Origin of the sequence: Methanobrevibacter sp. YE315, assembly GCF_001548675.1 — an archaeon.
Taxonomy (GTDB): Archaea; Methanobacteriota; Methanobacteria; order Methanobacteriales; family Methanobacteriaceae; genus Methanocatella.
Genome location: NZ_CP010834.1, coordinates 2028874 through 2051324, shown reverse-complemented (window position 1 = coordinate 2051324; position 22451 = coordinate 2028874). Strand labels below are relative to the sequence as shown.

The 22451-nt window shown below is 32.8% G+C and carries 31 protein-coding genes; 28 read left to right on the top strand and 3 right to left on the bottom strand.

The features are described from left to right. Nucleotides 1-72 precede the first annotated feature (72 nt). From TL18_RS09615 to TL18_RS09530, 18 genes are all read left to right on the top strand, one after another. Nucleotides 73-777: a metal-dependent hydrolase gene (locus TL18_RS09615; RefSeq protein WP_067044843.1), complete on the top strand. Its 705-nt coding sequence runs from the start codon at nt 73-75 to the stop codon at nt 775-777. Between the two features lie 369 nt (nt 778-1146). Next, nucleotides 1147-1461: a monovalent cation/H+ antiporter subunit E gene (locus TL18_RS09610; protein WP_067044840.1), complete on the top strand. Its 315-nt coding sequence runs from the start codon at nt 1147-1149 to the stop codon at nt 1459-1461. 37 nt (nt 1462-1498) lie between these two features. Next, nucleotides 1499-1765 carry a hypothetical protein gene (locus tag TL18_RS09605; protein ID WP_067044837.1) on the top strand — a complete coding sequence of 89 codons (267 nt, stop codon included), beginning with the start codon at nt 1499-1501 and terminating at the stop codon, nt 1763-1765. Nucleotides 1766-1824: 59 nt separating this feature from the next. Continuing rightward, nucleotides 1825-2184: a cation:proton antiporter gene (locus TL18_RS09600; protein ID WP_231483612.1), complete on the top strand. Its 360-nt coding sequence runs from the start codon at nt 1825-1827 to the stop codon at nt 2182-2184. After that, nucleotides 2177-2419, top strand: a complete 243-nt coding sequence (locus TL18_RS09595) for a DUF4040 domain-containing protein (protein WP_082706457.1) — start codon at nt 2177-2179, stop codon at nt 2417-2419. Before TL18_RS09600 ends, TL18_RS09595 begins: the two co-directional genes overlap by 8 nt. After that, on the top strand, nt 2419-2805 hold the full coding sequence (locus tag TL18_RS09590) for a cation:proton antiporter subunit C (RefSeq protein WP_067044828.1): 387 nt from the start codon (nt 2419-2421) through the stop codon (nt 2803-2805). The genes TL18_RS09595 and TL18_RS09590 overlap by 1 nt, the downstream gene beginning before the upstream one ends. Then, the gene (gene ehbF, locus TL18_RS09585; protein ID WP_067044825.1) at nt 2798-4252 is read left to right on the top strand and encodes an energy conserving hydrogenase EhbF; all 1455 of its coding nucleotides are present in this window, start codon (nt 2798-2800) and stop codon (nt 4250-4252) included. The genes TL18_RS09590 and ehbF overlap by 8 nt, the downstream gene beginning before the upstream one ends. Next, nucleotides 4249-4584: a hydrogenase gene (locus TL18_RS09580; protein ID WP_067044822.1), complete on the top strand. Its 336-nt coding sequence runs from the start codon at nt 4249-4251 to the stop codon at nt 4582-4584. The genes ehbF and TL18_RS09580 overlap by 4 nt, the downstream gene beginning before the upstream one ends. 31 nt (nt 4585-4615) lie before the next feature. Further along, complete coding sequence (locus tag TL18_RS09575; protein WP_067045520.1) at nt 4616-4855, top strand: hydrogen gas-evolving membrane-bound hydrogenase subunit E; 240 nt, start codon at nt 4616-4618, stop codon at nt 4853-4855. After that, the gene (locus tag TL18_RS09570; protein ID WP_067044819.1) at nt 4852-5328 is read left to right on the top strand and encodes an MnhB domain-containing protein; all 477 of its coding nucleotides are present in this window, start codon (nt 4852-4854) and stop codon (nt 5326-5328) included. The genes TL18_RS09575 and TL18_RS09570 overlap by 4 nt, the downstream gene beginning before the upstream one ends. After that, nucleotides 5325-5576 carry an energy-converting hydrogenase B subunit J gene (locus TL18_RS09565; RefSeq protein WP_231483611.1) on the top strand — a complete coding sequence of 84 codons (252 nt, stop codon included), beginning with the start codon at nt 5325-5327 and terminating at the stop codon, nt 5574-5576. The genes TL18_RS09570 and TL18_RS09565 overlap by 4 nt, the downstream gene beginning before the upstream one ends. Nucleotides 5577-5588: 12 nt before the next feature. Then, a complete protein-coding gene (locus TL18_RS09560) occupies nt 5589-6995 on the top strand; it encodes a 4Fe-4S binding protein (RefSeq protein WP_067044816.1) in 1407 nt (468 codons plus the stop codon). Continuing rightward, nucleotides 6996-7487, top strand: a complete 492-nt coding sequence (locus TL18_RS09555) for a 4Fe-4S binding protein (protein ID WP_067044813.1) — start codon at nt 6996-6998, stop codon at nt 7485-7487. Further along, a complete protein-coding gene (locus tag TL18_RS09550) occupies nt 7488-7934 on the top strand; it encodes an NADH-quinone oxidoreductase subunit B family protein (RefSeq protein ID WP_067044810.1) in 447 nt (148 codons plus the stop codon). Nucleotides 7935-7945: 11 nt separating this feature from the next. Beyond that, nucleotides 7946-9073, top strand: a complete 1128-nt coding sequence (locus TL18_RS09545; RefSeq protein WP_067044806.1) for a nickel-dependent hydrogenase large subunit — start codon at nt 7946-7948, stop codon at nt 9071-9073. 3 nt (nt 9074-9076) lie between these two features. Continuing rightward, nucleotides 9077-10075, top strand: coding sequence for a respiratory chain complex I subunit 1 family protein (locus TL18_RS09540; RefSeq protein ID WP_067044803.1), 999 nt, complete (start codon nt 9077-9079; stop codon nt 10073-10075). Between the two features lie 12 nt (nt 10076-10087). Then, on the top strand, nt 10088-10351 hold the full coding sequence (locus TL18_RS09535; RefSeq protein ID WP_067044800.1) for an energy-converting hydrogenase B subunit P: 264 nt from the start codon (nt 10088-10090) through the stop codon (nt 10349-10351). Next, nucleotides 10344-11003 carry a DUF5612 domain-containing protein gene (locus TL18_RS09530; RefSeq protein ID WP_067044797.1) on the top strand — a complete coding sequence of 220 codons (660 nt, stop codon included), beginning with the start codon at nt 10344-10346 and terminating at the stop codon, nt 11001-11003. The genes TL18_RS09535 and TL18_RS09530 overlap by 8 nt, the downstream gene beginning before the upstream one ends. Nucleotides 11004-11055: 52 nt before the next feature. On the opposite strand, the gene cas4 is transcribed toward TL18_RS09530, so the two are convergent. The 3 genes from cas4 to TL18_RS09515 form a co-directional block, all read right to left on the bottom strand. Then, on the bottom strand, nt 11056-11850 hold the full coding sequence (cas4, locus tag TL18_RS09525; RefSeq protein ID WP_067044794.1) for a CRISPR-associated protein Cas4: 795 nt from the start codon (nt 11848-11850) through the stop codon (nt 11056-11058). Between the two features lie 135 nt (nt 11851-11985). Continuing rightward, a complete protein-coding gene (locus TL18_RS09520; RefSeq protein WP_067044790.1) occupies nt 11986-13461 on the bottom strand; it encodes a sodium-dependent transporter in 1476 nt (491 codons plus the stop codon). A gap of 567 nt (nt 13462-14028) precedes the next feature. Continuing rightward, nucleotides 14029-15102 (bottom strand): DNA polymerase subunit beta, encoded by a 1074-nt coding sequence (locus tag TL18_RS09515; protein ID WP_067044787.1) that lies wholly within the window; start codon nt 15100-15102, stop codon nt 14029-14031. A 329-nt stretch (nt 15103-15431) separates the two neighbouring features. On the opposite strand from TL18_RS09515, the gene TL18_RS09510 reads away from it, so the two are divergent. The 10 genes from TL18_RS09510 (at nt 15432) to TL18_RS09465 (ending at nt 22397) form a co-directional block, all read left to right on the top strand. After that, the gene (locus tag TL18_RS09510) at nt 15432-16028 is read left to right on the top strand and encodes a DUF366 family protein (protein ID WP_067044784.1); all 597 of its coding nucleotides are present in this window, start codon (nt 15432-15434) and stop codon (nt 16026-16028) included. After that, nucleotides 16025-16540 (top strand): 6-pyruvoyl tetrahydropterin synthase family protein, encoded by a 516-nt coding sequence (locus TL18_RS09505; RefSeq protein ID WP_067044779.1) that lies wholly within the window; start codon nt 16025-16027, stop codon nt 16538-16540. The genes TL18_RS09510 and TL18_RS09505 overlap by 4 nt, the downstream gene beginning before the upstream one ends. After that, entirely contained in the window at nt 16540-17238 is a 699-nt protein-coding gene (locus tag TL18_RS09500; protein WP_067044775.1) for a 7-carboxy-7-deazaguanine synthase QueE, read from the top strand. The genes TL18_RS09505 and TL18_RS09500 overlap by 1 nt, the downstream gene beginning before the upstream one ends. 65 nt (nt 17239-17303) lie before the next feature. After that, a complete protein-coding gene (locus tag TL18_RS09495) occupies nt 17304-18239 on the top strand; it encodes a CBS domain-containing protein (protein WP_067044772.1) in 936 nt (311 codons plus the stop codon). A 22-nt stretch (nt 18240-18261) separates the two neighbouring features. Continuing rightward, nucleotides 18262-19062, top strand: coding sequence for a CBS domain-containing protein (locus tag TL18_RS09490; protein ID WP_067044769.1), 801 nt, complete (start codon nt 18262-18264; stop codon nt 19060-19062). Nucleotides 19063-19103: 41 nt separating this feature from the next. Continuing rightward, nucleotides 19104-19910, top strand: a complete 807-nt coding sequence (pheA, locus tag TL18_RS09485; protein ID WP_082706456.1) for a prephenate dehydratase — start codon at nt 19104-19106, stop codon at nt 19908-19910. A 56-nt stretch (nt 19911-19966) separates the two neighbouring features. Next, the gene (locus tag TL18_RS09480) at nt 19967-20620 is read left to right on the top strand and encodes a hypothetical protein (RefSeq protein ID WP_067044763.1); all 654 of its coding nucleotides are present in this window, start codon (nt 19967-19969) and stop codon (nt 20618-20620) included. Nucleotides 20621-20644: 24 nt separating this feature from the next. Then, nucleotides 20645-21193: a hypothetical protein gene (locus tag TL18_RS09475; protein WP_082706455.1), complete on the top strand. Its 549-nt coding sequence runs from the start codon at nt 20645-20647 to the stop codon at nt 21191-21193. A gap of 30 nt (nt 21194-21223) precedes the next feature. Beyond that, nucleotides 21224-21736 carry a flavoprotein gene (locus TL18_RS09470; RefSeq protein WP_067044760.1) on the top strand — a complete coding sequence of 171 codons (513 nt, stop codon included), beginning with the start codon at nt 21224-21226 and terminating at the stop codon, nt 21734-21736. 25 nt (nt 21737-21761) lie between these two features. Next, nucleotides 21762-22397 (top strand): phosphopantothenoylcysteine decarboxylase, encoded by a 636-nt coding sequence (locus TL18_RS09465; RefSeq protein ID WP_067044757.1) that lies wholly within the window; start codon nt 21762-21764, stop codon nt 22395-22397. Nucleotides 22398-22451: the final 54 nt, after the last annotated feature.

The window sequence follows — 22451 nt, the reverse complement described above, 5'->3', positions numbered from 1 at the left end:
GATTACTTTTCAAATGCTCTTGGATTACCTATTTTTAATAATAGGGTATAATGTTTAACTAAGGTGATTTAAGTGTCTTCTTATAAGGGACATTCAATATTTGCAGTTATACTCGCATGTATGTTTTTTCACAGTCCTCTGTTAATTGCTTTAACATTCATTGGTGCAAATATTCCTGACTTTGATCATAAATTCAAAAAGGAAAATGTCTATAAGATGATTATTTTGGGATTAGTAGTATTTATTTCACTTTACATGCTTAAATTGCCTGTTCTCTTGGGATTGATTATTGTATTTGTAGGTGTTACATTTTATTTTTCGGAACATCGCAGTTTCACACATTCACTTTTTGGGGTTTTAACGTTAACTTCGGCCGTTAGTCTGATACTGATTTCGGCATTGGAGTTAGTTATTAAAGTAACACCTCTCAATAATCATTATTTGATTTTGGGTGTTTTAATTGCACTTTTAAGCTTTTTGTTTTTAAATAAAAAACTTTTAATGATATTTTTACCCTTGTTCTTTTTGAGTTTATTCATTATTCCAGATGGGGAAGTTTCATATATAGAAATTGTCTTAGGTTTGCTATTGGGGATATTTTCCCATGTGGTTCTTGATTCTTTCACTCCGGCTGGAATTAAATTATTTGCACCATTATCTTCAAAAAAGGTTTACAGAAATTTCGGATTAATTAGTATTTTTATATTGGCAGTACTCTCTTTATTGTATCATGCACCTGTTTTGTTTAGACTTTTTGAGATGTATGTTATCAATTAAGCCGATTATTTTTTAAAAATAGCATATTTTTGCTTTTTATGCAAATCGGAGGGTAATTATGTAAAGTTGAAATCCTTATTATTTTACTTTAGTCATAGTTAAATTGTATATGGAGGTATATAATTTTTTTATTTATTGACATTTTTTCTTAATTTTGATTTTGAGTGGGATTTTTTTCTTATTTTTTCAATTTAATACATATGTTGTTCATTTAATTTTTTAATAAATTTATTACACATGTTATTCATTTTTTAAATGGATTTTTTGTAAAAAGCATACATTTATAATAAATAATCATGATAAATAATAATATTATTAATTAATGTCAATTTATTGACTTTTATCATATAATGAAATGGAGCTTGTTTAATGTTTTTGACTAGAATTGGTTATGGAATTATTTATTTCTTAGACCTTATTTATGAAATCATTAAATCAACAATAGATGTTGCGTTTAATGGAATTTTAAGGAGGAATATTGATCCTGTAATTGTCGATGTAGAAACAGTTTTGGAGAGACCTGTTTCCCAGACAATTTTAGCAAATAGTATTTCTTTGACTCCTGGTACTTTGTCTGTTGATTTAGACAGTGAAAATAACATTATCAAAGTAGCTACTATTTCTCCAAGAAAAAAAGAGGATATCATTCCTTTTGAACCATATATAAAGAAAATGTTGGAATAAAAGGACATTTTCTTATTAAAGAAACGAGTGAGATAGTATGGATATATTATTTATTTCAAAATATATTGTGGTTATTGCATTAATTATAATGATGTTTGCCGCTTTAAGAGCAAGTGCTTATAAATCCACTTCAATGGGTCTTCTTGGAAGTTCTGTTGTGGTTAATGCCTTTGCAGTAGCTTTACTCATTGTTGGTGATTTATATAATCTTGGTTTCTTTAGAGATATATCATTAGCTTTAATATTCTTTGGTTTTGTAGGTACTGTTGCCTTCGCTGTAGTTTTGGGAGGTGATGATGAATGATAGAATATATTCAATCAGTCCTTCTTGTTATAGCGGCAGTTTTAATTATAATATCTGCTGTGGGCTTTCTTAGTTTAGGCAAAAATACAAAGAATGTTGTTTATGCAAGAATTCACATTATAGGTATTTTTGATGTTGCATGTATCATTGCCATGATTGCCATTGGCCAATATTTGCTTGCTGGAATCTACTTTATTCTAGCGCCATTTATAGCACATGCAATAGCTAATGCTTATTGGAAAAAAGAAGATAGAGAAAATAACGTAGATTTACAGAATGTTGAAGTTGAAGTAGATGAAAATCATCCATTTTTCCATCCTAAAGAAAAAATGCAAGCTTTAGAGAGTGAAAATTCAGAGAAACTTAAAGCTGATGATAGATTTTCTGTTACTACATTAGAAATTGAAGAGGATGAGTAAGATGTTAGAGTTTGTATTATGTATTATTATTGTTTTAAGTGCAATCCTTGCTCTTATTCAGGAAGATTTATTGAAAGCAGCAATTCTAACAGGATTTTCAGGAGGGGCTCTTGCAGTTCTTTTCCAAATTTTATTGGCACCTGATGTTGCTTTAACTCAAGCAATTGTGGGCGCAGCGATTATTCCTGTATTTATTGCTTTGGCTGTTAAAAAAACTCAAAGGGAGGATAGCTAATGGCACAGACTCAACTTGCGATATTATTAACATCAATTGCTTTGATTGTTGTCGGACTTTACTCAGCAATTTTCATTGATAATATCATAAAAAAGATAATTGGTATTAGTTTTATTGAAGAAGGTGCTAATCTGTTTATTGTTGCTATTGGTTATAAAGCAGGTGGTGTTGTACCTATTTTGATGCCTGGAATGGATACATCATGGTTTGCATCTAATGCTGCTTATCCATTGCCTTTTGGTTTAGTACTTACCAGTATTGTAATCGGTGCAAGTACCTTGGCCGTAATGTTGGCTTTAGTAATGGTTCTTTATAGGAAATATGGTACTTTAAGCACAAAAGTAATGTTGGCTGACACATCAAAACAGGAGGAATACAATGAATGAATTAATCCCACTTATGGTTATTGTTCCTTTGATGGCTGCATTAATTATTAGTGCTTTTTCAAAATTCAATAAGGCCACTAAGATTTTTGCATTCATTGTTGCGATTTGTCTTCCTCTGATTCCATTGTTGTCTAATTATGGATTGCATTACTTTGGAGGTTATTCACCGATTTTAGATAATGTGACAAATGTAGTATATCATCCAGCAATCACATATTCATTCACTTTCTTGCAACAGATATTCATTGCAATGATAGGAATCTTAACATTCTTGGTTGTTTTCATTTACCTAGCTAATTATAGGAAAGTCTCAGGACCTTATTTATTCTTATTATTCTTAGGTACTGCAGCAGTTACAGCAATGTTGTTGACAGATGATATTTTCCACATGTTTGTATTCTTTGAAATACTAGCACTTGCACAGGTGGGTATTGTTGCAGCATCTTCAATTGACTACAGTTACGAAATGGCTTTAAAGTATATGATTTTAGGATCAATTGGAAGTCCAATAATGCTTTTAGGAATTGGATTCCTGCTAGCAATGACAGGTAGTGTAAATGTTACAGATATTGCAGCAGCTGTTCATAAAGGTTTAGTTGATGCTACTTCTCCAGTATTTTTATCCTCACTCGGATTAATCTTCTTTGGTTGGTTATACGCATCCGGTTTACCACCATTCCATACTATAAAATCTGGAATTTATTCAAAAGCAGAACCTCATGGAGCAGCATTGCTTCAATCATTTACAGTTATTTCAATGATTTCAATTGTCTTAATCATGCATAGAATCTATTCCACATTACCAATCTTTGAAGTTCTCATAGTGTTCTTCTCTATCTTAGCTATGATATTGGGCGTCTCTCTTGCGCTTACCCAAACGGACTTCAGAAGAATGATTGGATTTTTGGCTGTAGGTGAACTTGGTTTCATTGGATTAGGTATTGGTCTTGGAACTAATTATGCAATTACTGCAGGTTTGTTCCAGGCTTTAAACGAAATTATTATTACTGCATTATTATTCATAGGATTTGGCGCAATTGTCAATGCAACAAATGAGGTAGATACTCGTAAACTCGGAGGGCTTCTGGCATACCATCCAAAAGTAAGCTTAATGCTTTTAATCGGTGGTTTAGCAATGGCGGGCGTACCTCCTTTAAGCGGTTTCCAATCTAAATTAATGCTGGTTCAGGCTTCTTTAAGTTGCGGATTCCCTGAGATATCTATTTTAGCTATTATGGTAAGTATAGCCACATTTGTAGTATTTGTAAAAACATATTATGTGATGTTTTTAAGACCAAAACCAGCTGAATTAGAAGTTGAAAATAAGGAAGTTCCACGCACAATGGTGTTTGCAATGGGAATATTATTAATAATCATTATTGCATTAGGTTTCTTCCCTGATGTTGTTGTCAATGGAATTTCTAACTTTGTAGGAGGGATATTATGAAACTATATGATCAAATATTTGATGTTGTAAAGCAATTCAAAAAATTGTTTTCACCAGGCCCTGTAACTAATGCAGATGTTTCTGGAAGTTTAACAGCAGAAATATTCTTAATTGTTTCATTGTTATTGTCAGCAATATTGTTAAGGCATGTAAATGTTTTGCTTGCAGGTATAGTTACATTATTACTGGCCTTTGTATTGATTTCAAATATTCCGCTTATTCCTAAGTTTAAAATCGAGCAAGATGATTCTCTAGAGAAGATGATATTCTATGCAATAATAACACTTTCAATTATTGTCGTATGTATGTACTGGGGTGGTAATTTTGTCTAAAACAACAGTTCGTAATTTAATCGCAGCAGTAATGACAGCAGTACTTTCTGTTACATTATTTGATGCAGTATTCCACTTAAGTAACATGATTAACCCTGGTGTAAGTAATATTTACAACGCTTTAGGAACTCAAATAGCACCAAACCTTGTAACTGTTGTTATATTTGATTTTAGAGCTTACGATACATTAGGAGAATCAATTATATTGCTTACTGCGGGTCTTGTGGTATTGCTTATATTTGGTAAAGGATTATTGGGGGATAAACGATGAGTCAAAGTAGTGTCATTTTAAAAATAATATCTTTGCCAATTTCAATCATATTAATTTGTTTAGGTATAATGACCATTCTCGGAGGGCACATCACTCCTGGTGGTGGTTTCCAAGGTGGTGCAATGATTGCTAGTGGAATCATATTATCTGTCCTGGTTTATGGCATAGGCAATTCTCCAATAGAATTGTCACACACATATATTGAAGTTTTAGAATCTATCGGCGCATTAGGATTTGTTATCTTTGGTCTGATTGGATTGTTACTTGGTGGATTTTACTTATACAACTTTGGAACTGATTTGCTTAATGTAGTTCCAGCAGCCACTCAAGCCATATTCCACTATCCTGATGTGACTAATGCTGGTATCATTCCATATCTCAATATATTTGTAGGTTTGAAAGTATTTGCAGGTCTATCAGCAATTGTTATTGCATTTGCAGGATTTAAGAAGTTTGTAGAGGAGGGTGAATGATGTTAAGTTTAGGACCAATAATATTTGGATTGCTATTAGGTTTAATTATTGGATCTCAAATTAAGCTTAATGTTAGTGATGCACAATTCACTAAAGCATCATTTGCCGTGATACTTATTGCAGGAATTGGTGTAGCATGGCAATCAGGTAATTTTCCGTTTTACACAGATTTACCGATTTCAACTGCATTTTTAGCTGCTTTAATAGGAATGTTTGTAGGTAGACTACTATTTGCAAGGAGTAAATAAGGAGTTTTTATAATGTTTTTAACAACTAATACATGTGAAGGAAAAAGAGATTGTATTAATCAATGTCCTACAAAAGCTATTAAATTCATTAACGGCAGAGCTTTCAGTTGTCTTACTTGTGGAATATGTTATAAAAACTGTCCAAATGGAGCAATATTCCAAAACAGCTATGGAGGATATGTTGTAGACAGAGCCAAATGTAATGGTTGTGGAATGTGCATGTACAATTGTCCTACAAACAATATTACTATTGAGGATGGAATTGTATATGGAATCTGTTCACGCTGTGGCGTATGTCAAGAGGTCTGCTGCAATCGTGTTGATGGATTTGAACTTGAAAAAGAAAAGCAACTTAATTTCATAGAGTCATTAAAAATATTATATCCTTCATTGGAGGATGTTCCTGAAAAAGTCGAATCAAAAGCCAAAGAAGTTTCAAGAAGCTACTTTGGCACAGACACAGAAAAATGTATCTTATGCGGAAGATGTCAGGAATATTGTCCAACTGGAGCCATTCATGTTAAAATTGATAGAGATGAGGGAATTTGTAGAGAATGTAGGCTTTGTGCAGATGTTTGTCCAAATGATTCAATGAATAAACATCAGATTGTTAGCAACTCATCTTGTACACTTTGTCTTAATTGTATGAAATCCTGTCCTAACAATGCGATTTCTGTTGACGAATCCAAGATTGTCGTTAATAAGATAAATCAAAAACCGTCCGGTTCCATCATATCCTGTCTTAACTGCGGATTATGTGCTGATTTATGTGAAAATGAATCTCATAAGTTTGAAGACGGCAAATTAAGATATGACCCGACTATGGATACGGAAAATGTAACTCATGAAATTGCAATTGAGGCATGTCCGATTCACACATTGCATGAAGATGAAGAAATGTTCATTTATGATGAGTTTAATGATGAAGAGCTGCCGACATTGGCTGGATTCTGTGTATCCTGTGGTAAATGTGTGCAAGTTTGTGATGAAGCTGGCGCACGTCAATACATGACACACACATGGGATGGAAGTGTTTCACAAGATTGCATCTCCTGTGGAATCTGTGTTGAAGTATGCCAAGAAGACGCAATTACTTTAAACAGGGGCTCAATTTCAGTTAACTTAGACAAATGTATATTATGTGAAAATTGTGCCGTTCACTGTCCGGTTGATGCTATTCCAAAATCTACAATGTATAAGAATGAAATTAAAAATGGATTTAACTTCATTGAGCAAAAATTATGTATGCATTGTGGATTATGTCATAAGATTTGTTCATATGACGCAATTGAGGAAATTGACGGTAACTTTGTAGTAAATGATGAGAAATGTACTTATTGCGGCGCATGTAAAAATGCATGTCCTGCAAGAGCATTCTTGTTCGAAAGAAATTTTAAAGATTCAATAGAGGGTATTTAAATGAGAAATTTAATTAGAATAGCTTTTGAAGGGGCTTTTACCAACTTTAAAAGAATCTTTTTTGCAGCTGATAGAGTTACGGATATGGAGTTAAGAAGACAGATATCTACACTTTCAGTTGAAGTAGATGATAGAGTTGATGAAAAAGCTTGTATTGGATGTTCTGGTTGTGCTAATGTTTGTCCAACAGGTGCAATTGAAATGAAACCCTTAGCAAATCCTGTTAAATTAACTGATGATTGGACAAAAAATAAAGTACCTGAAATTAATCTTGAAAAATGTGTGGTATGTTATTATTGTCATGATTTCTGTCCAATATTTTCATTATATGGACAAAAAGGAACCGTACATCCGAGTTGTGTTGGTGATCAAGAAGTTGACATCGAAAATTGTCTTGAACAACCATTCAAAATATCTGAAGATAAGCTTAATGTTATTGCACAGTATTTGTCAGATAATACTGTATTAAGAAACAGGGAGGAAGGTGATTAGATGGGAATTAAATCATTTTCAAGAGCAAGAGCAATACATGTCATGTTGGTTTATACTGGTGGATGTAATGGATGCGATATTGAAATTGTAAACTCCATATTATCACCTAGATTTGATGCTGAGCAATACAATGTGTTCTTAACTTGGAATCCTCGTGAAGCAGATGTGCTTGTTGTTACAGGACCTGTTACACACTTGAATAGGAAACCATTAGAGAAAATCTATGAAGCTATACCTAATCCAAAATTGGTTGTAGCTGCAGGAAGTTGTGCTCTAATGGGTGGTGTTTATAAGAATTGTTATGGTGATATCCAATCTGAAGAAATTGAAGGACCAGTTGAAAACGTTATTCCTGTGAGTGCAAAAATTCCGGGATGTGCCGTAAGGCCTCAAGATGTTTTAGCTGGTGTCGTATCACTTTTACCTATATTATTAGATGCGGACTGAGAGGGGATTAAATGGATAAAAAAGTACCAAGAAGTAATATAATTGAAACTGAAATTCCAATGGGTACAGTTCACCCCGCTGCATTGGAACCATATAGAGTAAGGTTTTTTGTAGAAGATGAGATAGTTCAAGAAGCCGAAATAACTATTGGTGTTAATCATAGGGGTATCGAAAGAATCATGGAAGGGCTGCCTGTTCAAAAAGCAAATGCACTTACAGAAAAAATCTGTGGAATTTGTTCTAATTCACATATATGGAATTCATGCAGAACAGCTGAAATTGGTTTAGGCATTGAAATTCCTGAAAGGGCAGAATATATTCGTGTAATTATGAGCGAACTTGAACGTTTGCATTCACATTTCTTGTATCTGGCTCACGGTTGTGAAGTACTTTCTCATGAAACATTTTCCATGAGAGTATTCTATTTAAGGGAAATTATCATGGAATTGCTTGCAATGATTGGTGGAAACAGAGTTCAATACGGCTGTTCTGTTTTAGGAGGAGTAAGGCCAAGATGTGAATTAGATGAAGCAAAAATATTAAGGCTTAAAGAAGACATGGATAAAGTGGAAGAAGGCCTTACAGATTTTGCTAAAAGATTCACTGCCGATCCAATCGTAATGTCAAGGATTGAGGGAATCGGAGTCTTGCCACAAAAGCAAGCTATTGAGTTAGCAGTTACCGGACCGACCTTAAGAGCTACTGGTGTTGCAAGAGATTTAAGAACAACCATGTTCGAATACGATAATTTTGACTTTAATGTAGTCACCCAACCTGATGGTGATGTAAAATCTAATCTGTTAATGAGAGCATTGGAGTCTTTTGAATCAATAAAAATCATAAGGCAAGCTATTGCAAATATCCCTGAAGGCAAATTAGTTAATCATGATTGGGAAATGGTCGACACAGACTTAACTGAAAGTTACATTGAAGTTCCAAGAGGAACTTTATATCATTCTTATGCACTTGAAAGTGGAAGAGTAAGGCACTGCGTGATTAGAACTCCATCAATGGCAAACATTGGTGCAATGCAATATGCATGTATTGGAGACCAAATCACAGATGCCCAATTATGTATTGTACAATGTGACCCTTGTTTCACTTGTACAGATAGAGCAATTGAAATAATCAGGAGGTAGACCATGTTTGAAAGTACAGTAATAAATTCAGTTCTTGCAGTAGTTCTTACAGTACTAGTTTGTTTTGTAATTTCAACATTACTTCCGGGAATTGAGAGAAAATATATTCATGCAAGAATTCAGCAAAGAATAGGGCCACTTGTAATTGCTCCAGGAATTATGGCACCATTGAAATTCATGTTCAAGGAAAATGTGGAGATTTCATCCCCTGTTCCTAGACTATACAAAGCATTGCCGATAATCTGCTTTATCGTGGTTTTATGTGTATTTATTACATTAACTCCACAAGCTTATCAAATTCCGGCACTTTCAAGTTTAGTGGCTATTGTTGGATTTTTAAAAGTAGAGGAAATATGTTATGTATTGATGGGAGCATTGTCCAAATCTGTAATGTCTCTTAGAATGCCTTTCCCAGATATTGTAAAAGGGGGAGCACATCTTAATGTTCAAAGGTCATTTGTTGAAGATATCAGTGCAAAAAGATCTCTTAGAATGATTACTTATGGGTCTTTCCCATTGTATTTATCTTTATTCGCTCCAGTAACTGCCGCTAGAAGTATTTTCTTAAAAGATATTGTGGCTTATCAACAATTGCATGGACCATTCTTATTCACTGTTGCCGGTGGGATTGCAGCCATAGTATTTTTCATTGGATACATGATTATATTGAATGAATATCCATTTTCAATAATTAAAGCCAAATCAGATGTTATTGAAGGACCATACATGGAATATGCTGCTAAATACAGATCAATTGTTTATCTAACAAGAGGATTCTTCATGTTTGTTCTTGGATGTATCTTTTCAGTATTGTTTATTGGAATTCCACCAACAATATTCTCATGGGGAATTTTAGTAAATATTGCTGTAGCTTTAATATTTGTATTTATGATGGGAATTTTATCTGCATTCAGCCCAGTATTTACAAATAGGCAATTGTTACCAACAATATTGGGAGCAACTTTACTTGGAGTATTGGCTATTGTGCTTGGATTATTATAGGAGGAATTATTTATGAAATTTGTTATGAGGCCATATCATATGGTAAGTCTTGGAGGATACATTGTTGAATGGGATTTTCCTTACAGAAATTTAATAGTGGTAAATAAAACCTCCGAACCAATAAAAATCGAAATACCGGTTTTCCATGAAGAATGGATTCAAGAACATAAGGATTTGGGTCTTGATGTAATTCCGGTTAATAAAGAGGATAATTATTTGAGCATGTGGAAAAGAGCGCATGCTGAATTAGATAAAGTAAGGCCAAAAAATGAGTGATTATACATTAACTATTAAATCTCAAGAAAGAAAAGGCGTATTGGATGACATTACTGATGTTATCACGGACCATGGTGCTAATATTAGCTATGTCAATCTTTTCGTTGAAAATAATAATATGGGTTCCATCAATTTAGAATTGGAGCATGTTAAAGATATTGATAAGTTAGTGTCAGATTTAAAAAGCATTCCTGAAGTAGAATCTGTTGAATTGCATGGTTCACAGTTGGACATATATGGAAAACGTATAATCATCGTTGGTGGTGGAGCTCAAGTGGCTCAAGTAGCTATGGGTGCTATTACAGAAGCAGATAGGCATAATATACGTGGGGAACGTATAAGTATCGATACTATTCCATTGGTAGGTGAAAAAAATCTAGCGGAAGCTATTGAAGCTATTTCAAGATTGCCTCGTGTTAGAGCATTAGTTCTTGCAGGATCCCTTATGGGCGGTGAGATAACTAAAGCCGTTAAGAAGGTAAAGGATGAAAGTAATTTGATTGTAATTTCACTGAATATGCCGGGTAGTGTCACACAGCATGCTGATTTAATCATCACTGATCCGATTCAAGCTGGTGTTTTAGCTGTAATGTCAATAGCAGATACTGCTGCATTTAGTATTGAGCGTTTAGGTGGCAATATTAAGTTTTAATCATATTTATGGACATATAGGGGAGTTATTTTTATAACTCCCTTTTTTGATTTTATTTTTTCATACAGATATTTTTGTATTCGCATTTTCCACATTTTTTTGAGTTTTTTTTAACATTTGGGTTTTTTTTATTATCCTTTATTTCCTTAACTTCCCGTATCACTTCGAACAATGCTTTTCTAAGGTTAACGTCCATCACCACAGGACGCCGATCTCCAATTTTTTCATAATCAATAAATCCTACATAAACATCCGTGTCGAATTCTTCCTCTAGAAGTATTGCATGGGCGACCAATTCTATTGCATCCTGGTCCCATACTCCCTTTATTGGAGGATTTGAACTTTTAATACTTATGGGATAATATTTGCCGTCGATTATTTCTATTTTATCGCACATTCCTATCAATTCAAGTTGTGGGTCTTTCAATAGATAGGAATACATGCAGTTTGGGAAAAACATGTCTATTATTTCAAATGCGTGTTTGTCAAGTATGTTCATTGCCTGTTTTATTTTTAAAGCCTTAATTTTTATATTAAAATAGGAATCGTCAATTATCTCTTCTATTTGTTTGGGTTCAATAAGCAAATCCATGGATTTTATGGCATTTGTTGTATTTTCAATATATGAATTGATATTTTCAGATAAAATGTTTTCAATTTCAATCAGATTCATTTCTTTTTTTATTTTGCGCATATTTTTTTGAATTAAGTCCTGTATGTCAATTTTTAATTTTTTTATTTCGATTGCAAGCTGATAGTCATCACTTGGATTCATATCGACATGATTTTGGATATATAGTTTCATCGGACAGTACATATGCGTTTTTATTGAAGATATAGTAATCATTTATTAACCTCTTGAATTGTGTAATAATACTTAGATTTTAGTAATATAAATAATAAGAAGTTATTTTTGACTATAATTTGTTTTAAAAAAGTAAAAAAAGTAAATAGCTATTAATATAGCTATTTTAATTCAATTTTACACATTATAGTAATCTTTGTTGATTGCAGGCAATTTTGAAAGAATAAATGGAACCACAATCAATGTTACTGTTAATATTGTTATGATTGTTGTGCTTATAGGATTGATGTCAGTTACAGTGTAGTATATTCCTTGTGCCCAAAGACAGAATATACAAATCGGTAAAATGAATTTGATAACTGTTTTCCATAATTTGCCCACTTTAATTGTTGAATTTTCATTTAATGTTTCAATCAAATCATCAAATTTGTAAATCCAACCAAAGATTAAACATTCAAGAAGTATTCCTAATAATAATGCGAAATTATTCAAATAGGAATCGAATACTCCGAGTATTGTGCTTCCAAGACCTGTTGCAAATATTGTTGAAATACAAAATCCTACAATACAAACTGCTGTAGCTGTTTTTTTACGTTCAATGAGGAATTTTTCGGAAATTGAATAACAAACTCCTTCAAGAAGAGCTATTACTGATGTGATTCCAGCAAATAATATGCATAAAAAGAATAATGGTCCGATAATATATGAGACAGATCCCATAGTATTAAATACTTGTGGAAAAACAACGAATGCAAGACCAGTTCCTTCAGTTACAAGTTCATTGAAAGGAATTCCGCTTGTTAATGCCATAAATCCTAAAATTGAAAATATTCCAATTGAGTTAAATACTTCAAAACCGGAATTTGAAAATGCAACAATTACTGCATTATCCACTAATTTCGAACCTTCTGGAAGGTAACTTGCGTAGGTCATGGCAATTGCCATACCTAAACTCAATGAAAATACTATTTGTCCAAAAGCAGCTAGCCAAACCTCTGAATTTCCTAATGCGCTCCAATCCGGTTTAAAAATTTGGCTATATCCGATTGATGCTCCAGGCAATGTTAGAGAGAATGCAACTATAGCTAAAACCATTATACAAAGTAGGGGGAGTAAAATTTTACTTACTTTACCGATTCCCTCATTCAAATCTCTTTTATTAATAAGCCATGCTATAAACCAGATGACAAATATTGATATGAGTACATTTGGAACGATTGTGAATATTCCGGAAACGGAATCTGTTGCATGCAAAACATTATTTGCAAAGTATAAATCCGGGTTTGCACCCCAACCTTTCGTAAAGCTTAAAACCACATAAATTAAATCCCATCCAACAACACAAACGTAATATGTTGTTATTAAAAATACTACTAATAATATAAACCAGGCCACTGGTTCTAGTTTTTTACTAACCGTGAATAATATTCTTGCTAATGACTTTTTAAACTTATATCCAACAGCATATTCCACTAAGACGAATGAAATTCCAAGCAGGAATATTGAAACGATATAAGGAATCATAAATGATCCTCCACCATTGGAGTATAAAACATTAGGGAAACGCCAAATATTTCCAAGACCAACAGCAGAACCAATCATTGCCAGCACAAAGGCAAGATTACTATTCCATTCTGATTTTACTTCTGTCATTTTATCACATAAATTTGAATAGTATAATTTATGTTACGGGTTAGTATATACTATTTTTCACAAATGCATATTGCTTCAGATAACTTGTTCTAAAACATTTGATATTTAGAGTATTAAATTTTAAAATTAAGCTTTCTTCATTTGTTATTTTTAAAATAATCTTTAATTAATCATTTTTTTATATTTTAACGATGTAAGTGAGCACTTACAGTCGCAAAACTATTTATAACGACTCTGATAAATTAATAACTAAGTCTGATATAATTTAAAAAAATTTTAAAGCACGATTCATAATTATAAAAAATATATGAGGTGAAAACATGAAAATTCGAAAAATCTTTGGAAAAAACGTTTTTGGCAAAATGAATGATAGTTATGTTTATTTAAATAAGTATTGGTCGATTTAATTAAATTTCAATTCACAGATTCATGATGAAAAAACTCTGCCATAGTTGACCGATACAAAAAATAACCTATCTTGAACAAATGATGTTAATGAGATTATAAGCAATTATTTTCTCATTAACATATCACACTACTTCTTTTTTTTTAAAAATTATATATTTTTTAAGCAGGGCTTTCCTTAAGTTTTAAATACTCGTCAATTGCTTCACGGGTAGTTCCAACAACAAGCCTGTAATGGTCTTCCACGCCATTAATAATGACTTTTTCTACTTTTCCCTTAGCTATTACATGCTCGCCGTCAATTACTTCACCAGCATAAGTGTGTGTGAAAGACACGATTTCAACTAAAGGTGCTTCAACGCCATCTAATACCTTTACGTTTTCAATTGTGTATAATGAAGGATTGTCGAATGCTCCGAGTGCACTTACAATATCTGCTTCAATTTGAGCGATTCCTTGAGGTTCATAAACGGTATCTCCCCAGGTTCCTTCAATTTCATCATAGTCTTTGGTAGCTAAAATATCAAATAAGGTTCCATTTATTGTTCCCCTATTTGCTTTTCTATTTTCATACCATCTGAATTCTTCTTTTGTCAGGCTTTCATCAAACATTCTTTTATCGTATACGAAATCCCAGTAGTCATTTGTGATGCCTTCAACGGTAATGTGCTTGTCCACTTCTTCAATGTAAACCTCTTTTCCGCGATGTTCTTTAAATGCAGCTATTGCTCTTCTGTGGTTGTCAAGGCCATATACTACAAAGTCCAAATCGCTTACATCGCTTTTCTGAAGGCCAGGCAAGATTGAACCTGAAATTCCAAGATGGTCATATGGAATGTCTGCCATGAAATGGAAAAAGTCAGCAACATCCATCAATTTCGCAATCAATTCTGGATTTTTAACTTCTCCACCACTTTCAAAAGTCTTTTTCAAACCCAATAATCTCATTTCAGGTTTAATTACTCTTACAACTTTATCTAATGGCACGCCCATCATTTCAACATTAGTGACATCACTGAAATATAAATAATCAGGATAATTTTCTCTTAAATATGAATAAGCTTCTTCAGATCCCACTTTCCTGTATCTTTTGCCGTCTTTTTCCCTGTCCCCTTCAGGGTCCGGCACATATCTTAAAAATGAAATCACTCTGTTTTCAGGGTGAATGTAATTGGTTGATGCAAAATATAAATCATCGCTTGTGTAAATAAAATCTCTTGTTCTTACTTGTTCCATAGTATTATCTCCTTGAATATTTATTTAATTTACATCTTAAATTAGTTTTTGATTTGAACCTGATATTTATATAAAAATATGGCCTGGTAATTTATGGCTATCACTCGCGGTGATGGAAGTTTAACATTATTTTATTAGTGGGCAGTATAATCTTTTGATTTTTATTGGAAATTTTTGTTGAGATTTGATTACTTCACTTTAGGGCATACGATAATTTTTTTAATACCTTTAACTAAATATAAATAAGTATTTGTAAGGAATTTTTAGTGAAACGAAAACACTAGAAAAATATTGCAAAATTTTGATTTAAATTACATATAGGTTTTATCATGACTATTACTCACAAACATGTTGATGAAATATTTGAATATGATGGTAGCCAAATCAATCCGTCATGGGCTTTCCAGGAGTTTGGAATTTATGGATCCTCAATTATAACTTGGATTGGGCCAGTCAATATAACTCCCGACAATTTGAAGGATTTTGCGGATGTTGGTTTGGAAATTAAATCCAATTATATGGCTAATTTCATTTGCGAGTTTTTTGACCAACAGCCACCAAATATGAGGGTTGCTTATTTAAGACAAAGGCTTCTTGTAATGATTTTTAGAGAGATTCTTTCAGAATATGGTATCGCTACAAAAAGAGAAGGTGATGATATTTTTGTAGATGAAAGAAAGCTATCAATCTCAATAGCCAGCGTCTCATTAAGCTCTGCAAAAATACATTTCGCCCTTAATCTGGAGGATAAAGGAACTCCTGATGATGTTGATACAATTGGTTTGTATGATATTAAAGATAATAACAATAATCAAATATTTAATGAAGATAATTTAGTTGATTTAATTAATAAGACAGTTGATAGGTTCATTGATGAGATAGAAACAATTGAAAAAGATATTAGTAAAACTAAGGTGTTATTATGAAAATTTTAGTTAATGGTATCCAATCAAATTTAAGATTTTCATCTGCTCATGTAATTCCGGGCCATGAATCTTGTGGATTTATTCATGGACATTCCTACTTTGTGGATGTTGAAATTGAAGGTGTAAGGGCAGGCGAATTTGAATTTGTAGTTGATTTTAAAGATGTTAAAGGATATACTAAAGCAATTTGTGATGAACTTGACCACAGATTATTGATTCCAGTATACAATAAACTAATCGATTTTAAAGATTTTGATAAAAAGACAGATTCAATATTTGATTTGCAAAAGCAGAATTCAGTTCGCTTTAAAATTGATGGAAAAGGATATTCTGTACCAAGTGTCGATTGTGTATTCTTACCACTTCCCTACACTTCAGCTGAAGAGCTATCAAAATTCTTTGCTGAAACTTTAGCTAAAAAGCTTTCCGAAACTTATGACAATTTGGAATATGTTTCTGTTTGTGTTAATGAAGGAATTGGTCAGGGAGCGGCGTATAGGAAAGATTTATAATGAAAGCTCCAATTATAGAAATATTTTCAAGTTTCCAAGGCGAAGGTCTTTTAATAGGTCAAAGGCAGATATTCGTTAGATTTGCAGGTTGCAATCTTAATTGCAATTATTGCGATACTGGAGATAGCAAATCTGAAAAATCAGGCGAATTGATGACTCCTGAAGAGGTTGCTGCTAAAATCAAGGAAATCAGGACTGCCGATTGCAATACTGTTTCTTTTACTGGCGGTGAACCTAGCTTGTATCCCGAATTCATTTCAGAGGTTTCAACCCTTGTGGATATGGATATCATGCTTGAGACAAATGGGACTTTGCCGGATAATATTGATTTAATTAAAAAGTTAGACATTGTTTCACTCGATATCAAATTACCCGAACATTTTGACGGTGATTTTGATGAACAAATTTTTCTAAATGAGATTAAATCACTAAATTTATTAATAGAGAAATCCATAAATGTATATTGTAAAGTAGTTATATTGCCATCAACAAAAATAAAGTCATTTAAAGGGGTAGTTGAAAAATTATCTGAAAATATTTCAAGCAAAAGCAACCTTAAAATAATTATCCAACCTTCTAGTCCGTTAGGAGAATGGAAAGACATTAATTTTAAATTATTTGAATTTTCCGAAGTTGTTGGGCAATATTTTGAAGTTTCCACCATTCCTCAAATCCATAAGATATTGGATATTGAGTGAATTTTTTTGTTTTTAATATTTTGGTTTTATTTTTATGATGTGTGATTGTGAATTGAGGTGTATAAATGAAAGATAAAACATCCATTAATAGAAAATCAAATACAGGCGCAGTTGAACATGAAACAAAAGTTCACGATAGAGAAGGAGACATAATGGCTATTGCAACCAAAGATGTTATTTCAATTCCACCTACTAAATCTATCAAAGACACTGCTAAAGTAATGATGGAACATGAATTTAGGAGATTACCAATCTCTGATCCTGGTTCTGGCAAATTGTTAGGTATTGTAACCGTAATGGATATATTAGATTTCTTTGGTGGAGGAAAAAAATTCAACATTATTGAAAAAAAATATGAGGACAACTTCTTAGCTGCAATTAATGAACCGGTTAAAGAAATTATGACCCGTGATTTGATTACTTTATCTAATAAAGCTTCCATTGGTGAAACTATTCAAACCATGTTAGACAACCAATTAGGAGCTATTCCTCTTGTTGATGCTGATGACAAACTTGTAGGTATTGTAACAGAAAGGGATATTGCTTTATCTTTAGCAGGAATGGCTGGTAAAGAAACAGTACAAGATTATATGAGCCCTAAAGTATTTACAACAACCCCAGGTACTCCTCTTGAAAGCGCATGTAAAATCATGGTTAGGAATGGTTTAAGAAGAATTCCTATTGTCGGTGGGGAAGCAGATATTTCTAAAGCTGCTAAAAAATTATTAGGTATATTAACTTCTACCGATGTAATAAGATTTTTAAATGCTAAAGAATTATTTGATAATTTAAACTCAAACTTAGCAACTGACGTATTGCAGACAAATATCTCTGAAATAATGGCTAAAGAACCTATTACAGTTGAACCAACAATGACAATCGGTGAATTGTGCGAACTGTTTGCTGAAAAAAATATTGGTGGAGTTCCAATTGTTAAAGATGATAAAGTAATGGGTATTATTACTGAAAGAGATATTTTAAACGCTGTTAAAAGAGCATAAATAGAAAATAGGAGATGATAATATGCAAATTAAGAATTTGATGTCTGAAGAGGTTATCACTGTAGACAAAGATCAAAATCTTTCTGATGCTTTAAAATTGTTCCGTAAACACAATGTTTCTCGTTTACCTGTAACTAATCATAAAGAGCTAGTCGGCATTATTTCCGAAAGGGATATTGCAAACAAGCTAGGTTCTTCAAAATATGAAAGTATGCCTGCATCAAGACTTCATATTTCATCTGTAATGGTTAAAGATGTAATTACAGTTCCTGAAACAATGCAATTAGGTGAAGTTGCAAGTATCATGCTTGAAAATGGTATTGGTTCCGTTCCAGTTATGTGTGAAGATAAAATGGTTGGAATTGTATCAAAAGCAGATTTTGTAACACTTGCTGTTGGAATTGCATTTGATAAGATTGCTGTAAAAGAGATAATGTCAAAAGAGTTGGTTGCCGTTTCTTCCAATGACAGGCTCGTTCATGCAAGAAGACAAATGATTGAAGCCAATATTGGAAGATTACCTGTTGTTGACGATGGAAAACTTGTAGGAATGATCACTTCTAAAGATTTGATGAGAGCATTCATTGATTTTAGAAAAAATGTCCCGGAAAAACACCAAAAATCTCAAATCAAAGAGGTTTTTGTTGAAGAAATCATGTCAACCAATCCATGTTTTGTTTCAAAAGATATGTCAATATCTGAAGTTTCTAAAATCATGATGGATACAGGATACAACGGATTGCCTGTTGTTGAAGATGGTGATGTCATAGGCATTATAACACAAACTGATATATTAAGACTAATTGAAAAATTAGAATCTTAATATTCTTTTTTTTATTTTTTTTACTTTTCGGGGGTATTAACATATCATTAATTTCATTTTTAGGACCTAAAGGAACTTTCACCCACGAAGTAGCTAATATGCTTGGAGATGACCTGATTCCTTATTGTACGATTCCTGCAGTAATGGAAAGCGTTGCTAATGGAGAATCAACTTACGGAATCGTTCCAATAGAAAACTCAATTGAAGGCCCAGTAGGGGTTACCTTAGATTCTCTAGCTCATAAATACGATTTAAAAATATATAAAGAAATCATTATTTCAATTAATCAGAATCTTATTGTAAATCCCGGAACTCGCATGGAAGATATTGAAGATGTTTATTCTCATGCTCAAGCTATTGCTCAATGTCAGGAATTCATTAGTAAAAATAAGATTCAGCCCCATTATGCAATAAGTACGGCAAATGCCGCTAAAAATATTGTTGGATATAGGAATAAGGCGGCTATAGGAAATTCAAAAGCTGCAGAGTTATATAATCTGGAAATTCTTGTAAGCAATATCCAGGATAACGACAATAATGAAACCAGATTCGTGGTGCTTTCAAAAGATGACCATGAACCTACAGGCTGTGACAAAACTTCCATAATCTTTTCAATTTATGAAGATAGACCCGGAGGGTTATATAAAATCTTGGGCATATTTCAAAAAGAAAACATTAACCTGACTAAAATTGAATCCAGACCTTCCAAAAAGGGATTGGGCAAATATTTATTCTTCGTAGATTTCAATGGCCATAGGGATGATGAAGTCATAAAAAACATCATCGAAGAAATAAAAAGTAATACTTATTTTTTAAAAGTTTTAGGCTCTTACCCTGAATTTAGGTAAACTATAAATTATTGTTTAAATATAGTAATATTATAATAATATCCGGGAGGGTAGGAATGTCAAGTGATAGAGATAAACTTCTTGCAATCATGAGTAGTTTGGAAGCAGATTACAAAGCAGGTAAAATATCTGCAGAAAAGTACAGTTACTTCCGTTCTAAATACGAAGATAAACTCAATGCCATTGATGCAAAAGACGCTACTAAAAGAATAAGATCAATGCAAGGCAAACCTCAAGCTGCCAGTACTCTTGAAAGAAGAAGTAAAAAACCTACCAGAAATAGAAAGGATGAAAAACAAGATTTAGTTCAAAAATATATTATTAATCCTAAAAAAGACGATGCTAAATATAATAAAAAGAAAAAAGCACCTATGGATAGTGGTACCTTTAAATTATTGCTTTTATTAGTCTTAGTTTTAGGTTTCACCGTCGGTGTAGGTTATGGTGTTTTTAGTTTTGATTTCGATTCAATCTCCGAAACCAATTCTGTAGCTATCGTTAAAGATACCGCATTCCCTGATATTATACATAACATTACTGCCAATACTACTAGTGTTGATACTTATGAATATGTAGTCGAGAATACTACTGATACTTCTCAACAGGATTATGTCCCAGATTCTTCAGTTGATCCGGTTAATCCGGATAGTGGCGGTGACCAGCAAGGTGGCGGTGACCAGCAAGGTGGTGGAGATAATCAAAATCCTTAAATTGGAGGATAACTAGGTGATTTTATGAAAAATAATGTTAAAAAGAGTATTTTAATCATCCTTATTTCATTATTCATTATTTCCGCAGCTTCATGTGTAAGTGCAGAAAATGAAGATAATTCAGATATTTCCATGTTAACTTTATCAAAAGGAGGTTTAGTTATTCATTATCCTTCTAGCTGGGGATATTCCGAATCAGATTCCGAACATTCAATCATGGCGATTTCCAAATTGGATTCAATTGATTCTGCCGGTGTTGGTCAGGTTAATATTAACATTGAAAAGAAACCTGTTGAAGGTGAATTCTATTCATTTGTTAACAGCACTTATGAGGATATGAAATATGATTCTTCATATAAGCTGGTTTCTTCTGGTGGAGTTATGGTTGGAAATATCGCTGCTGTTGAGTATATCTATACTTCTAACCATGATGGTGTTGAAAAAGAACATAAAGCTGTTTGGTTCGAAAAAGGTGGGCAAGCTTATGTAATGTTATACAGCGCACCTATAAATGAATTCGAAGAAAGTTTATACATATTTGATTACATGTTAAATGATATTCAAATTACTTAATTTTTCTTTTTTTTATTATGAGGGATTTAAATGATTATTTTATGTGTTACAGGCAGTATTGCAGCTACCGAATCTATTAAATTAGCTCGTGAACTTAGGCGTAATGATGTTGAAGTTAAGTGTTTTATGAGTGAAGCCGCTTGTGAAATAATTCACCCTAACGCTATGGAATTTGCAACAGGCAAGGAAGTTGTAACCAAATTGACCGGTAAAATCGAGCACGTCAAATATTCTCAAGAGGATTTAATTTTGGTTGCTCCGGCTACCGCTAATACGATTTCTAAATTTGCACATAAGATTGCTGATGATGCAATTTCCACTCTTTTGATTACTGCATATGGCCATGACACTCCGATTATTTTTGTTCCGTCTATGCATGATTCAATGTATAAGGCAATTAAGGAAAACATTGAAAAAATCAAAAAAGAGGATTCTGCAATATTCATTAAACCAAGAATGGATGAGGGAAAAGCCAAATTCCCATCAAAAGAAGACATTGTTTTGGAATCTTTAAGAACAATTAACTTAAATAAGAAGGATTGATTTTATTAAAGGCAAAAAAGTTTTAATAAGTCTTGGAGGGACATATGAACCTATTGATTCTGTCAGGGGAATTACCAATAAATCCTCTGGAAAAATGGGTTTGGCACTTGCAAAAGAAGCATATATCCGTGGTGCTGATTTAACATTGGTTGTTGCAAATGTCAGTGTTGAAATTCCTTCAGTTTTTGATGTAATACATGTGGAAACTAGTAGTGAAATGAATGAGGTTGTTTTAAGATTGGTTCCTGATTTTGATATTTTCATTTCTACCGCTGCAGTTTCTGACTTTGAATTTAAGAAAAAGGACGATAAAAAGATCAATTCAGACAGTTCCCTATTTTTAAACCTGAAACCAACTACTAAAATCATTCGTCAGGTTAAAAAAATCAATCCTGACATATTTCTTGTAGGGTTTAAGGCGGAGTTTAATATTTCAAAAGATGAAATTATCTGTTGTGCAAGAAAGCAGATTGAATCTGCAGGGACTGATTTGGTAATTGCTAATGATATTTCTAAAAGCGAATGTAATTTCGGATCAGATAACAATGAGGTCCTGATTGTTGATGATGATGTTTTGGCTGTGCCTCTTGCTTCCAAAAGAGAAATTGCAAAAACAATTTTTGATGTAATTTCTAAAAAAATGGAAATGCATGTACATTAGCTTGTATTTTATCTATTTTTTAAGAAGTGCTTGTTATAATTATGGAATATCAAT

Coding starts and splice junctions, on each gene's coding strand:
- TL18_RS09610 (WP_067044840.1), top strand. CDS start 1,147: ATGTTTTTGACTAGAATTGGTTATGGAATTATTTATTTCTTAGACCTT.
- TL18_RS09605 (WP_067044837.1), top strand. CDS start 1,499: ATGGATATATTATTTATTTCAAAATATATTGTGGTTATTGCATTAATT.
- TL18_RS09595 (WP_082706457.1), top strand. CDS start 2,177: ATGAGTAAGATGTTAGAGTTTGTATTATGTATTATTATTGTTTTAAGT.
- TL18_RS09590 (WP_067044828.1), top strand. CDS start 2,419: ATGGCACAGACTCAACTTGCGATATTATTAACATCAATTGCTTTGATT.
- ehbF (WP_067044825.1), top strand. CDS start 2,798: ATGAATGAATTAATCCCACTTATGGTTATTGTTCCTTTGATGGCTGCA.
- TL18_RS09580 (WP_067044822.1), top strand. CDS start 4,249: ATGAAACTATATGATCAAATATTTGATGTTGTAAAGCAATTCAAAAAA.
- TL18_RS09575 (WP_067045520.1), top strand. CDS start 4,616: ATGACAGCAGTACTTTCTGTTACATTATTTGATGCAGTATTCCACTTA.
- TL18_RS09570 (WP_067044819.1), top strand. CDS start 4,852: ATGAGTCAAAGTAGTGTCATTTTAAAAATAATATCTTTGCCAATTTCA.
- TL18_RS09565 (WP_231483611.1), top strand. CDS start 5,325: ATGATGTTAAGTTTAGGACCAATAATATTTGGATTGCTATTAGGTTTA.
- TL18_RS09560 (WP_067044816.1), top strand. CDS start 5,589: ATGTTTTTAACAACTAATACATGTGAAGGAAAAAGAGATTGTATTAAT.
- TL18_RS09555 (WP_067044813.1), top strand. CDS start 6,996: ATGAGAAATTTAATTAGAATAGCTTTTGAAGGGGCTTTTACCAACTTT.
- TL18_RS09550 (WP_067044810.1), top strand. CDS start 7,488: ATGGGAATTAAATCATTTTCAAGAGCAAGAGCAATACATGTCATGTTG.
- TL18_RS09545 (WP_067044806.1), top strand. CDS start 7,946: ATGGATAAAAAAGTACCAAGAAGTAATATAATTGAAACTGAAATTCCA.
- TL18_RS09540 (WP_067044803.1), top strand. CDS start 9,077: ATGTTTGAAAGTACAGTAATAAATTCAGTTCTTGCAGTAGTTCTTACA.
- TL18_RS09535 (WP_067044800.1), top strand. CDS start 10,088: ATGAAATTTGTTATGAGGCCATATCATATGGTAAGTCTTGGAGGATAC.
- TL18_RS09530 (WP_067044797.1), top strand. CDS start 10,344: ATGAGTGATTATACATTAACTATTAAATCTCAAGAAAGAAAAGGCGTA.
- cas4 (WP_067044794.1), bottom strand. CDS start 11,850: ATGATTACTATATCTTCAATAAAAACGCATATGTACTGTCCGATGAAA.
- TL18_RS09520 (WP_067044790.1), bottom strand. CDS start 13,461: ATGACAGAAGTAAAATCAGAATGGAATAGTAATCTTGCCTTTGTGCTG.
- TL18_RS09515 (WP_067044787.1), bottom strand. CDS start 15,102: ATGGAACAAGTAAGAACAAGAGATTTTATTTACACAAGCGATGATTTA.
- TL18_RS09510 (WP_067044784.1), top strand. CDS start 15,432: ATGACTATTACTCACAAACATGTTGATGAAATATTTGAATATGATGGT.
- TL18_RS09505 (WP_067044779.1), top strand. CDS start 16,025: ATGAAAATTTTAGTTAATGGTATCCAATCAAATTTAAGATTTTCATCT.
- TL18_RS09500 (WP_067044775.1), top strand. CDS start 16,540: ATGAAAGCTCCAATTATAGAAATATTTTCAAGTTTCCAAGGCGAAGGT.
- TL18_RS09495 (WP_067044772.1), top strand. CDS start 17,304: ATGAAAGATAAAACATCCATTAATAGAAAATCAAATACAGGCGCAGTT.
- TL18_RS09490 (WP_067044769.1), top strand. CDS start 18,262: ATGCAAATTAAGAATTTGATGTCTGAAGAGGTTATCACTGTAGACAAA.
- TL18_RS09480 (WP_067044763.1), top strand. CDS start 19,967: ATGTCAAGTGATAGAGATAAACTTCTTGCAATCATGAGTAGTTTGGAA.
- TL18_RS09475 (WP_082706455.1), top strand. CDS start 20,645: ATGAAAAATAATGTTAAAAAGAGTATTTTAATCATCCTTATTTCATTA.
- TL18_RS09470 (WP_067044760.1), top strand. CDS start 21,224: ATGATTATTTTATGTGTTACAGGCAGTATTGCAGCTACCGAATCTATT.